This window comes from Pedobacter miscanthi (assembly GCF_003315595.1).
GTDB classification, from domain to species: Bacteria; Bacteroidota; Bacteroidia; order Sphingobacteriales; family Sphingobacteriaceae; genus Pedobacter; species Pedobacter miscanthi.
Map to the genome: position 1 here is coordinate 88855 of NZ_QNQU01000021.1, position 13081 is coordinate 101935.

The following is a 13081-nucleotide window of genomic DNA, read 5'->3' on the forward strand; positions in this document are numbered from 1 at the left end:
TTATCTCATTTAAGTTAGTAATGACTAATGAACCAATGACCAATGAACTAATGATAAAAATATGAAAGGTATAATCTTAGCCGGCGGTAGTGGAACGCGTTTACACCCATTAACCCTTGCCTGTAGTAAACAAATGATGCCGGTTTACGATAAACCGATGATCTATTATCCTTTGTCTACGCTGATGTTAGCAGGGATAAAGGAAATTTTGATTATTTCAACTCCGCACGATCTGCCTAATTTTAAAAAATTGTTAGGTGATGGTGCTACGTTGGGCTGTAAATTTAGCTATGCCGTACAGGCAGAACCAAATGGTTTAGCACAGGCTTTTGTAATAGGTGAAGAATTCATCGGGAAAGATAAAGTCGCTTTAGTTTTAGGTGATAATATTTTTCACGGCGATGGCATGGCTAAATTATTACAGGCCAGTTCTGACCCAGATGGTGGCGTGGTATTTGCTTACCAGGTTGCTGATCCTGAACGTTATGGTGTGGTCGAATTCGATGCCAATAAAAAAGCAATTTCAATAGAAGAAAAACCGGTAAATCCTAAATCTGATTATGCTGTACCTGGATTATATTTTTACGATAACGAAGTATTAGAAATTGCTAAAAATATTAAACCTTCACCACGTGGTGAATACGAAATTACCGATGTTAATCGTATTTATTTAGAGCGCGGCAAATTAAAAGTAGGTGTATTAAGTCGTGGTACAGCCTGGTTAGATACCGGAACTTTTACTTCTTTAATGCAGGCCGGGCAGTTTGTCCAGATTATTGAAGAGCGCCAAGGGTTAAAAATTGGTTGTATCGAAGAAATTGCCTATCGCATGGGCTTTATTGATGCAGAACAGCTGAAAGCTATTGCAACACCGCTAGTTAAAAGTGGTTATGGCAGTTACTTGTTGAAACAGATTAAATAATAAGTTCTACTGTAGTTTAATAACTTGGAATAATAAGTCTTGAATTGATATCATGGTATCAATTCGAGACTTTCTTTTTTAACTTTTTTGTCATCCTGAGCATAGCGAAGGATCTTTATAGATATAGCCTCAGTTTTTGCGATTATCTTGGTATTCTCCACTTGAGGTCTCTCTATAATCTGCAACCTTTCATTGTGCTGTTGGTTAAAAGAATCAGATTAAAGCTTTCTCCAATTATCTTATCTTTGCCCAATCACCGAAAGAAAAATGAATACAGAAAAGCAGATTGCCATTATTGGTTTAGGTTATGTTGGGCTTCCACTAGCTATTGAGTTTGCTAAAAAACATAAAGTAATTGGTTTTGATACCAACGAAAGCCGTGTTGAAGAATTAAACCACTTTGAAGACCGTACCCACGAAGCAAACCTGGATGATCTGAAATTGGTTTGTTCCTTAACGGATAAAGACCGTGGATTAACTTTAAGCTCAAGCTTACCTGATTTAGCGGCTTGTACAGTTTATATTGTTACCGTTCCCACCCCTATCGATCATCTTAACCGCCCTGATCTGGAACCATTGCTTGCAGCCAGTAAAATGTTGGGCATTGTGCTCAAAGCTGGCGATATTGTGATTTATGAATCTACTGTTTATCCTGGCTGTACCGAGGAAGACTGTGTGCCAGTTTTAGAGAAAATTTCGGGCTTAAAGTATAATGTAGATTTTTTCTGTGGTTATTCGCCTGAACGTATCAATCCGGGAGATAAGGTTAATACGCTTACTAAGATTAAAAAAGTAACTTCGGGTTCAACAACAGCAATTGCAGAAGAAATTGATAAGCTTTACGCATCAATTATTATTGCAGGAACACATTTAGCACCCAGTATCAAAGTAGCAGAAGCTTCAAAAGCGATAGAAAATGCCCAAAGGGATGTAAATATTTCTTTTGTGAACGAACTGGCTTTAATTTTTGACCGGATGGGAATCGACACAGCCGATGTTTTAGCCGCCGCCGCTACTAAATGGAATTTCCTTAATTATAAACCAGGTTTGGTTGGAGGGCATTGTATTGGTGTAGATCCTTATTATTTGGCACATAAATCGGAAGCTTTAGGTTACAAACCAGAAGTTATCCTATCCGGACGCAGGGTAAACGATAATATGGGGATGTTTGTAGCCAATAAAGTAATCAAGATGCTAGTGGCCAAAGATAAAGTAATTAATGGTGCTAAAGCATTGATATTAGGCTTTGCATTTAAAGAAAACTGCCCGGACACCAGAAACACCAGGGTAATCGACATTTATAAAGAATTAAAATCTTTTAGTATGGATGTTGATGTGTACGACCCCTGGGCTAATGCAGCGGAAGTAAAAACCGAACATGATATCGAATTGATTCAAACTATTCAATCTAAACACTATGACGTGGTGATCTTAGCAGTGGCGCACAAGCAGTTTCTGGATATTGATTATGCTGATTTTAAAGAAAAAGGTGCGATAATTTTTGATACGAAATCTTTTATAGATAGAGCTTTGGTTGATGCTAGATTATAAGTTATTCATCAATTGCTATTTTAAAATATTCAGTATGTTTGTAGCTCTTAAAAATATCAATAAACATGAAGGTTGCTTTAATTACAGGTGTTACAGGTCAGGACGGGGCTTATTTAGCAGAGTTTCTGCTTAAAAAAGGGTATTTCGTACATGGCTTAAAGCGGCGTTCATCATCATTTAATACCGATCGCATTGATCACCTTTATCAAGATCAGCATGAACTAAATATTCGCTTTAAATTGCATTATGGTGATTTAACCGATTCTACTAACCTGATTCGAATCATCCAGGAAATTCAACCGGATGAAATTTATAATCTGGCTGCGATGAGCCATGTACATGTAAGTTTCGAAATGCCCGAATATACAGCCAATGCTGATGGTATAGGTACTTTAAGGCTTTTAGAAGCCGTACGTATTTTGGGTTTAACAGAAAAAACAAAAGTTTATCAGGCGAGTACATCCGAATTATATGGTTTGGTACAGGCAGTTCCACAAAGTGAAACCACGCCTTTTTATCCCCGTTCGCCATATGCTGTGGCTAAGATGTACGCATATTGGATTACTGTAAATTATAGAGAAGCTTATGGCATGTTTGCATGCAATGGCATACTGTTTAATCACGAGAGCCCGTTAAGGGGCGAAACCTTTGTTACCCGTAAAATAACCAGAGCGGCAGCTAAAATTGCTTTAGGCTTACAGAAATGCCTTTATCTCGGTAATCTTTCTGCTCAAAGAGATTGGGGGCATGCTAAAGATTATATTGAGGCCATGTGGTTAATTTTACAACAGGAAAAACCCGAAGATTTTGTGATTGCAACGGGTATTACCACTACCGTTCGCGATTTTGTGCGGATGAGTTTTGCTGAATTGGGTATTGAAATTGAGTTTTCAGGGAAAGACGACAATGAGAAAGGTGTAATAATCGGTTTAGATGAAGAACTTTTGTTTCAAAACGGGTTGAAAAGTGATAGGTTGTTTTTAGGGAGTACAATTGTTCAGGTTGATCCCAAATATTTCCGCCCAACAGAGGTGGATTTATTGTTGGGGGATCCAACAAAATCTAAAACTCAATTAGGCTGGGTACCCAAATATGATCTTCCTGATTTAGTTAAAGAGATGGTTATTTCTGATCTTCATTTAATGAAAAAGGATGAATATTTAAAGCAAGGAGGATTTAAAACACTGAATTACTTTGAATAGGTACAGTTTTATTATGGCGTAGAATATCATGGATTAAATTAATGGGATAATTAGAAAGCCATCTACTAGTTGTATGATTTCGTCTACTAATTTGCTAATTATTGAGTGGGGTTTTTGGTGTTGATACAAAAATGTAGTAATTTCGGCATATGTATGTAATCCTACATGTTATTATGTTTTAGTAAAACTGATCCGGAGCTAATTTCAAGTTATGTTTAATATTTTTAATAAGAAAAATAAAGTTACAGATATCTCCTGGCTGGGTGTAGATATACACTCACATATTTTGCCTGGAATAGATGACGGATCCCCTGATGTGGCAACATCTATTCGTTTTGTAAAGGCTTTACAGGAACTAGGTTTTGCTCAGTTGATTGCTACGCCCCACATTTATAAAGAACTTTATCCTAATACCCATGAAACTATTAGTGCTGCAAAAGCCTTGTTGCAATCGGAAATGAATAATCAAAATATTTCATTAGAATTAGGTTCTGCTGCAGAGTATATGGTTGACCAAGATTTCACGTTAGAACATCCACTTTGCAAATTAGATCAAAAGCATATTCTAATTGAGATGTCTTATTTAAATGAAACGCCTGGAATTAGTAAAACTATATTTGATATAGAGATTGCAGGTTATCAGCCAATACTGGCACATCCGGAGCGTTATACATTTTATTTCAAAGATAAAGGTAGGTTGAGGAGGTTTAAAGAGAAAGGTTGTTTGCTACAGCTTAATTTATTGTCGGTTTTAGGATATTATGGAAAAGATGTAAAACTTCTCGCAGAGAGTTTGCTTAAAGAAAATATGTACGATCTTGCAGGAACGGATCTACATCACGATAAACATTTAAGTACCTTAACAGAAGCCGTTAGATCTGGAAAACTTTATGATCTGATCGGTGCTTATGACTTTAAAAACCTAGAAATCTTTAGATCAACTTTAGTTTAATAACAGAGCAATTTATTGGTATTGTTAAAAATGGCATTATTATTAAAGCGTACAAATAAATTTAGTTATGATTTATCTGGAATTATGCTTTTTAGATATTACAATTAAATGATTAAGTTTGCGAGCTGTTCGTCATGCATAGTATCATTAGGACAGATTTATACCTATGAATAAAAAAAATAATGTGAATAAGGGATCGAGGTTAGCAATGTTGTTTTTTGCCATTACTCTTTCTTGTTCTTGTGTTAGCAATAAAAAAATTGCTTATTTTCAAGACATTCAATCTGTTAAACAGGCTAGTTTAGATAGTGCCATTGCTTTTACTGAACCTGTGATTCAGCCAGATGATATCTTAAGTATTAATATTTTTACGCTGAATCCCCAAAGTGGTGCCATTATTAATCAAGCTGCTTCAACACCTACGTTAGGTGGCAATACAAATAGCAGTTTAGCGTCGCAAAGTACCGGGTTTTTAGTTGACAAAAATGGAGAGATTGAGCTTTCACTTATCGGGAAATTAAAAGTTGCTGGTTTAACTACCTATCAGGCAAGGGAATTGATCCGTGAAAAAGCAACAGATGTTTACAAACAGCCTAATGTGCAATTACGCTTCGCCAACTTTAAGGTAAGCGTGCTGGGCGAAGTAAATGCACCGTCTGCATATACGTTACCAAATGAAAAGGTAACAATTTTGGATGCTCTTAGCTTAGCGGGTGATTTAACCATATATGGCAGGAGAGAAAATGTATTAATTGTACGTGATAATAATGGCAAAAAAGAATTTGCAAGATTGGATCTCAATTCTAGCAGTATCTTTAGCAGTCCATTCTACTATTTAAAACAGAATGATGTGGTATATGTAGAACCGAACAAACGTAAGGTATCTGCCTCTAATTCTGCCCAGATTCAAACCATAGGTGTAATTGCTTCAGTGGTTTCTGTAATTGTTTTGGCGATTTCAAATTTTAAATAGTATTAGTTATAAAATGTATAATACGTCTGAAAGAAATATTGAGCAAAACACTCAAGAAAATGACTCAATAAATATTAAAGAGATTTTAATTAAACTTCTTGATAAATGGCCGTGGTTTGTGCTTAGTATAACCTTTTGTCTAATCGTTGCCTTTTTGTACACACGATATACTCCGCCAACTTATCAAATTAATGCAAAAATGCTAGTTAATGATGATGAGAAGGGGGCTGGACTAGGTAAACAAGCGGGTGCTTTAATGGATCTTGGTGGTATAATGGGAGCTAAAAATTCGGTTGATAATGAGGTTGAGATACTAAAGACACGTTTTTTAATGGAGCAGGTGGTTCGGCAGATGCAGCTAAATATTGTATATTCGAAGAAAACATCATTAGTAAGCCGCGAACTTTATGAAGCACCTTTTAAATTGAATATAATTAAAGGGCTTGATACGATTAAAAGAACAAAATTTAATGTTCAGAAAATATCTTCTAATAAACTTAAAATAACAACTGAGTATTTAGAGAAAGAAATTTTATGGAATGAACCAGTAAGAGTCGACGGTGTTGGGGTAATAAAAATAGAGCCGAATCTTCCGGAATCCATGGATAACAGTGAGTATTTTGTAAATGTTAGTTCTGTAGATGAACGTGTTGCTGAACTTATGAAACAGCTGTCTGTTGCAGTAACCAATAAACAGGTAAGTGTAGTAGAATTGGGACTTTCTTATCCATTACCACAAAAAGGCGAAGATATATTAAATTCACTAATTAATAAATATACAGAAGCCAATTTAAGTGATAAAAATGCTATTGCAGATAGTACCTATAAATTTATTAGAGAGCGTTTAAATGTAATTGCATCTGAGCTTGGAGATGTAGAGAATCAAGAAGAAACCTTTAAACAGAATAATAAGTTGGCGGATATGAGCGAGCAGGGTAAGCTGCTAGTTCAAAATACTGCAGAATTTAGCGCTGAACTTGCCAAAGCTGAAACTCAAGTAGTCATTTTAAATGATCTCGAAAGCTATTTGAAGGATGAAACTAAAAATAAAAGAGTCTTTCCTACATCCTTATTGCCTCAGGATATGGTTTTTTCAGGATTAATGAACCAGTACAATGCTTTGCTAATTGAAAGAGATAAGCAGTTGTTGAGTGTTACTGAAGAAAGTCCTTTCATCAGAAATATTGATAATCAGATTGCTGGATTAAGGAATGGCATATTGGCTAATATACAGAGTACTAAAAATACTTTTGTTGTAACAAGAAATAAATTGAGAAGTCAACTGAATAAATCAGAAGGCCAGATTTCTGGTGTACCTAGAATAGAAAAAAACTATCTGAAATTGGTTAGAACGAAAGGCATCAAGCAAGAATTGTATATATTTTTGATGCAAAAGGCAGAGGAAACTGCAATTTCAAAAACAGCTAATATATCTGTAGCAAAAACTATTGATCCACCAAAGGCACAATTTGTACCTATCAGTCCCAAAAAAACAGGTATTTATCTTGCAGGGCTTATAGCTGGTTTAATCATTCCTGTTGTATTTATATTTGGGAAAGAGTTGTTGAATACAACCATAGCCACAAAAGATGAAATTACTAAACTCACTGCGGTACCTGTTATTGGAGAAATAAGCCACAATGAAAGCTCTGATAACTTAATCGTTGCAAATCAGGGAAGATCGGCAATTTCGGAGCAATTTAGAGCTTTAAGAACCAATCTTTCTTTCTATCTTAAAACAGAAAATGAAAAAATAATCCTGCTAACTTCCAGCATGAGTGGCGAAGGCAAGTCATTTACCGCAATAAATCTTGGTAATATCTTAGCTTTAGCTGGAAAAAAAGTTTTATTAATGGAGTTGGATCTGCGCAAACCTGGGTTATCAGCCAAACTGGGCGTTAACAATAGCGTTGGTTTCAGTAATTTCACAATCAATAACGACATCAAAATAAATGACATTATTAAACCACTTGCGATAAATAAGAACATGTTTATCATATCTTCCGGACCTCTTCCGCCCAATCCGGCAGAAACAATTATGAGCACACATATGCCTAAATTGATGAAAGAGTTGAAAGAACAGTTTGATTATATTATTATGGATGCGCCACCTGTTGGCATTATTACTGATGCGCAGCTATTGGCAAATTATGCTGATGTTACTATTTATCTTGTACGGCAAAAAGTAACACAAAAAGCTCAGCTAGCAATAGTAGAAGATCTTTACAGAGCTGGAAAAATGAAAAACCTGGGAATTGTGGTTAATGATATTGTAAGCAAATATTATGGCTATGGCTATGGCTATGGCAATTATGGTGAAACAAAAAGCCAAAAATGGTATGATAAACTCTTTAGAAACAGCTAACCCATGAGCATTGAAGAAGTTAAATTGATCGAGTTGCCTAAAATACTTGATGAAAGAGGTAATTTATCCTTTTTAGAAGAAGATAATCATATCCCATTTAAGATTGAAAGAACTTATTGGATATATGATGTTCCTGGAGGTGAAGTTAGAGGTGGACATAGCTATTTCGAAAATAAGGAGATTATTATCGCATTAAGCGGTAGTTTTGATGTGGTGATAAGTGATGGCGTTAATCAACAGACTTTTTCACTGAATAGATCATATTATGGATTATATGTTCCTAATAGGCTTTGGCGTCATATAGATAATTTTTCGACAAACTCGTTAGGGTTTATTATAGCATCAACAGCTTTTTCAGAAGCTGATTATGAACGTGATTACGATTTGTATAAATCATTAAAAAAAATATGATGCCAACAACTTACGATTGTAGTGTATTCGTTTTACCTAAAATTGCGAATAGAGCTGGTAATATTACACCCGTGCATAATAATATTGAAATCCCTTTTTCTATCAAAAGGATATTTTACCTTTATGATGTTCCAGGTGGGGAGTCTAGGGGTGCCCACTCACATAAAGAATGTCACCAGTTTCTTATCGCGGCAAGTGGGAGTTTCGAAGTTCTATTAGACGACGGTAAAACCAAGAGACTAATTCAGTTAAATAGACCAGATATTGGCTTACATATCCCTCCTGGTATTTGGGCATCAGAGATTAATTTTTCGTCAGGTTCGATTTGCCTAGTTTTGGCATCCCATAAATATAACGAATCAGATTACATAAGAAATTACGAGGATTTTATACAATATTTAAAATAAATGAAGAAAATATTAATTGCTGGTGCTGGTGGTGCGCCTTCTGAAGGAGTAATAAATTCTCTTTTAAAAAGTAAAAAGGGTGAAATAATTATTGGAATGGGTAGCGAACCAACCGATTTAGTATTGTCTAATGCTACGGAAAAGCATTATATACCTTACGCTGATAGTGCAGAATACAAAGAATCACTATTAAATTTATTGGAAAGAACCAGGCCCGACTTAGTCCATTTTCAAAACGATTTGGAAATTTACCATGCATCATTACTGCGGGATGATATTCATAAATTAGGTATAAAAACATTTATGCCTGACCATGATGTTATCGATACATGTGTTCATAAATATAAAACGTATTTAAAGTGTGTAGAAGCTGGGATTAAAGTTCCCAGAAACATTATGATACATAATGAAGATGACCTAAAACTTGCTTTTTCTGAATTAGCGGATGAGGATGGTAAAATTTGGCTTAGGGCCTCGTCTATCGGTGGCGGGGGAAAAGGAGCCTTACCAACAAACGATTTTATCTTTGCAAAAGGATGGATTGAGCGCTATAATGGATGGGGTGATTTTGTTGCAGCAGAAATGTTAACACCAGAGACCGTTACTTGGTTGTCGATCTGGAATAAGGGTGAGTTGGTTGTTGCCCAAAGTCGAATTAGAAAAGGTTGGACACATGGAAATCGTACAGTGTCAGGTGTTACTGGGGTAACAAAAGTAGGGCAAACTTTTTCTGATGCTGAGGTAGATAAAATTTCTATCGCTACAGTTAAGGCCGTATCCGATAAACCACATGGGATTTTTGGGGTTGACATGGCTTATGATAAAAACGGAATCCCAAATCCTACTGAAATTAATATTTCTAGATTCTTCACTACAGTATTGTTCTTTACAGAAGCTGGCTTGAACTTACCTGAGATATTTAAGGATATTATTCTTTACAATGAATTACCAACTTTAGAGAAGAATATTAATCCACTTGAAGATGGTTTGTTATGGCTAAGAGGAATGGATACTAAGCCTAGACTAATGAACTCAGATCAGTTAAAAGCAGAAATTATATTCTGATGATTTTATTAACAGGTGCTTCTGGGTTTATTGGATCACATTTATTATCATTTATTAAAAATATAGATAATAAAGAGGTTCTTGCTTTAACCTCAAAACCTATTGATGGGGTAAGATTTCTCTTACACAATGATTATTCGTTCGATAGGTTTTTTTTAACCAGAGAAGGGGTTTCGGAGATAATAGAGACAATCATACATGTTGGAGCATTTACCCCAAAAAACAGAAACGAAGCAAATGTTATTGATAAGTGTAATCGTAATATTTATAATCTTGAAAAACTTTTAAACTTAGAATTACCAAATCTTAAAAAAATAATTTTTTTAAGTACCCTCGATGTTTATGGAGATGCTGATATTATTGATGAAAACACTCAATTAGATCCATCAACATTATATGGGTACTCAAAATTATATGGAGAGCAAATGGTTACAACATTTGCTGAAGTCAATGGTATTGATTGTCAGATTCTAAGAATAGGACATGTTTATGGTCCTGGGGAAGATAAGTATGAGAAGATTATTCCAGTTACTATCCGGAAGTTAATCGCTAATCAGCCTGTAGAGATATGGGGGGATGGAAGCGAATTAAGGGCCTTCATTTATATAGATGACGTTGTTAAGGCTATCGTTAATTCATTATCAATGAATAAAAAGGTAGGTCCAATTAATGTAGTGAGTGATTATTCGATTAGTGTTAGAGATTTAATCCAAAATATTATTGAAATAAGTGGACAAGAAACGTCAATCAAATACGTCAATCGAAATAAAATAGCTAAAAGTTTACGGTTTGATAATGGAAAGCTAAAGAAATATTTATTGTCAGAACAAATTTCCTTGAAAATGGGCCTTAATGCGGAGTGGAATTATATGAAAAAAATATCATGAATATTTTCTTTGATTTAGATGGAACATTATTAGATTCTCGATATAGGCTTTATTATCTATTTCAAGATTTGGTTCCAGAATCTTCCTTGTCTTTCGAATCCTATTGGAATTATAAAATGAATAAGGTTAGCCATAAAGAGTTATTAAATAATGAATTCGGTTATGGTGAAAAAGCTTTTAAATTTTTTGAAGAAAATTGGATGCAAAAAATAGAGAGTCCCGAGTGGTTAGTTTTCGACAAGCCGTTTGTTGGAGTTTTGGAATTTCTTAAAAGCCTAAAGGCCAACCATAAAATTTATGTAGTTACAGCAAGACAATTTAGAGATGTAGCAATACAGCAATTAAATAATCTAGGTTTTAGTGAGGTTTTTGATGATATATTTGTAACTGGCCAAAAGAAAGAAAAATATGAGTTGATTAAAGAGTCAATAATTACTAGTAGTTCTGATTGGTTAATAGGAGATACCGGCAAGGATATACAAACAGGTAAATTGCTTGGGATGAGAACTGTTGGTGTACTTTCAGGATTTCTTAATGAGAAAAGGCTTAGAGAATATAATCCAGATCTAATTGTTGAAAATGTTAATTGTTTAAATTTTAATAACTAAAAATGGATCAGCCCCTTATAAATCAGCGTAAAATAACATTTAATCAGAAATTTAAATCGAAAATTCTAAAACTTAGATTTAAAGATAAATTAATTACCGATGGAGCAATAAGAATTCTTGGAAAACTACCTGTTTTTAAGCTGCCTGGCAAAAGTAAAATTATTATTGGAAAGAAAGTTGTTCTCAACTCAGATTCTGTCAATTCTAATACTGCACTTACTTACAACTGTACTTTGGTATGTGGTCTCCAAGGCACAATTGAAATAGGAGATAACTCCATGTTAAATGGGGTTTCAATAACAGCATATAAGAGAGTAAAAATAGGCAAAAATTGTCAGATAGCCTCATGTACATTGATTTCTGATACGGATTTTCACCCGGTTAACCCATCAATAAGGTTGATGGAATCTATGGGATATAAAATTGATCATACCGTTGTAAATAAAGAAGAGGTTCTAATAGGAAATAATGTCTGGATTGGTTGGGGGTCAACAATTTTAAAAGGAGTAAATATTGGTGATAATAGTATCATTGCGGCTGGATCTGTAGTTGTAAATGATATTCCTTCTAATGTGATTGCGGCAGGAAACCCCGCTAAAGTAAAAAGAAGTATTTAAATTTAATTTTATAGAAATGATCAAGTTTTTAGATCTAAAACAAATAAATGCTGCACATAAAATGGAATTAATGAACGCCTTTGAAGAGGTCATTGATTCTGGTTGGTATATTATGGGTGATAAGTTGAATTTATTTGAAAAAGAATTTGCAGAGTATTGCGGCACCAAACATGCTATTGGGGTCGCGAATGGTCTAGATGCTCTCATTTTAATTATCAGGGCGTACAAAGAATTGGGAATATTTAAAGATGGAGATGAAATTTTAGTTCCTTCAAATACTTACATTGCAAGTATTTTGGCTATTTCAGCAAATAACTTGGTTCCTGTTTTGGTTGAACCTGATATTGATACATATGATATCGATCCGGAACTCATAGAAAAGAAGATTACAGATCGAACAGTAGCAATTCTTCCGGTTCACCTTTATGGACAATTATGTGATATGGAAAAAATCCTCATTATTGCAAAAAAAAATAATATAAAGGTTATAGAAGATTGTGCTCAGGCTCACGGCGCTGCTGATAATAGCGGTAGGCGTGCAGGAAATTTTGGTGATGCAGCTGGATTTAGTTTTTATCCAGGTAAAAATTTAGGTGCGATAGGTGATGCTGGCGCAATTACGACCAATGATGACGAATTAGCTGTTGCATTAAGAGCTTTGTTAAATTATGGCTCACATGTTAAATACCAAAATTTATATAAAGGAATTAATAGTAGGTTAGATGAGCTGCAAGCTGCCTTATTATCGGTAAAACTTGGCCATTTAGATATAGAAACCGAGTTTAGAAGGAAAGTTGCAAATCGCTATTTAAATGAAATCAATAATAACAAATTAATCTTGCCTCAGGTTAAAGATCAAAGCACTCACGTTTGGCATCTATTTGTTATCAGAACTGCAGATCGCAAAACTTTACAAGATTACTTGCTTAAACATGATATCCAGACGGTTATTCATTACCCTATTCCACCACATAAGCAACCTGCGTATGCTGAATTGGTAGATGAAAAGCATCCCATTTCAGAAACTATACATCGTGAAGTACTAAGTTTACCGATTAGTCCAGTAATGAAAAATGAAGAGATCAGTAAAGTAATTGAAATTATTAATGCATATTAATCTG

13 protein-coding genes are annotated in these 13081 nt (G+C 34.7%); all 13 read left to right on the top strand.

The genetic code is table 11. The annotated features are described in order from the left end of the window. Positions 1-61: 61 nt before the first annotated feature. The 13 genes from rfbA to DRW42_RS21385 all read left to right on the top strand — a co-directional run bounded on the left by rfbA (position 62) and on the right by DRW42_RS21385 (position 13077). Entirely contained in the window at positions 62-922 is an 861-nt protein-coding gene (gene rfbA, locus DRW42_RS21325) for a glucose-1-phosphate thymidylyltransferase RfbA (RefSeq protein ID WP_113950862.1), read from the top strand. 267 nt (positions 923-1189) lie between these two features. Continuing rightward, positions 1190-2473: a nucleotide sugar dehydrogenase gene (locus DRW42_RS21330; RefSeq protein WP_113950863.1), complete on the top strand. Its 1284-nt coding sequence runs from the start codon at positions 1190-1192 to the stop codon at positions 2471-2473. Between the two features lie 65 nt (positions 2474-2538). Then, on the top strand, positions 2539-3675 hold the full coding sequence (gene gmd / locus DRW42_RS21335) for a GDP-mannose 4,6-dehydratase (RefSeq protein WP_113950864.1): 1137 nt from the start codon (positions 2539-2541) through the stop codon (positions 3673-3675). A 211-nt stretch (positions 3676-3886) separates the two neighbouring features. Continuing rightward, a complete protein-coding gene (locus tag DRW42_RS21340) occupies positions 3887-4627 on the top strand; it encodes a tyrosine-protein phosphatase (RefSeq protein WP_113950865.1) in 741 nt (246 codons plus the stop codon). Positions 4628-4793: 166 nt separating this feature from the next. Beyond that, the gene (locus DRW42_RS21345; RefSeq protein ID WP_113950866.1) at positions 4794-5600 is read left to right on the top strand and encodes a polysaccharide biosynthesis/export family protein; all 807 of its coding nucleotides are present in this window, start codon (positions 4794-4796) and stop codon (positions 5598-5600) included. Between the two features lie 13 nt (positions 5601-5613). After that, positions 5614-7965 carry a GumC family protein gene (locus tag DRW42_RS21350; protein WP_113950867.1) on the top strand — a complete coding sequence of 784 codons (2352 nt, stop codon included), beginning with the start codon at positions 5614-5616 and terminating at the stop codon, positions 7963-7965. A gap of 3 nt (positions 7966-7968) precedes the next feature. Beyond that, positions 7969-8376, top strand: a complete 408-nt coding sequence (locus DRW42_RS21355) for a sugar 3,4-ketoisomerase (protein ID WP_113950868.1) — start codon at positions 7969-7971, stop codon at positions 8374-8376. Next, entirely contained in the window at positions 8376-8783 is a 408-nt protein-coding gene (locus tag DRW42_RS21360) for a sugar 3,4-ketoisomerase (protein WP_113950895.1), read from the top strand. The genes DRW42_RS21355 and DRW42_RS21360 overlap by 1 nt, the downstream gene beginning before the upstream one ends. Beyond that, a complete protein-coding gene (locus DRW42_RS21365; protein ID WP_113950869.1) occupies positions 8784-9848 on the top strand; it encodes an ATP-grasp domain-containing protein in 1065 nt (354 codons plus the stop codon). Next, a complete protein-coding gene (locus DRW42_RS21370) occupies positions 9848-10735 on the top strand; it encodes an NAD-dependent epimerase/dehydratase family protein (protein WP_113950870.1) in 888 nt (295 codons plus the stop codon). The genes DRW42_RS21365 and DRW42_RS21370 overlap by 1 nt, the downstream gene beginning before the upstream one ends. Further along, positions 10732-11343, top strand: coding sequence for an HAD family hydrolase (locus DRW42_RS21375; RefSeq protein ID WP_113950871.1), 612 nt, complete (start codon positions 10732-10734; stop codon positions 11341-11343). The genes DRW42_RS21370 and DRW42_RS21375 overlap by 4 nt, the downstream gene beginning before the upstream one ends. A gap of 2 nt (positions 11344-11345) precedes the next feature. After that, complete coding sequence (locus DRW42_RS29400; RefSeq protein ID WP_113950872.1) at positions 11346-11960, top strand: acyltransferase; 615 nt, start codon at positions 11346-11348, stop codon at positions 11958-11960. Positions 11961-11976: 16 nt separating this feature from the next. After that, positions 11977-13077, top strand: a complete 1101-nt coding sequence (locus DRW42_RS21385; protein ID WP_113950873.1) for a DegT/DnrJ/EryC1/StrS family aminotransferase — start codon at positions 11977-11979, stop codon at positions 13075-13077. The last annotated feature ends 4 nt before the right edge of the window (positions 13078-13081 follow it).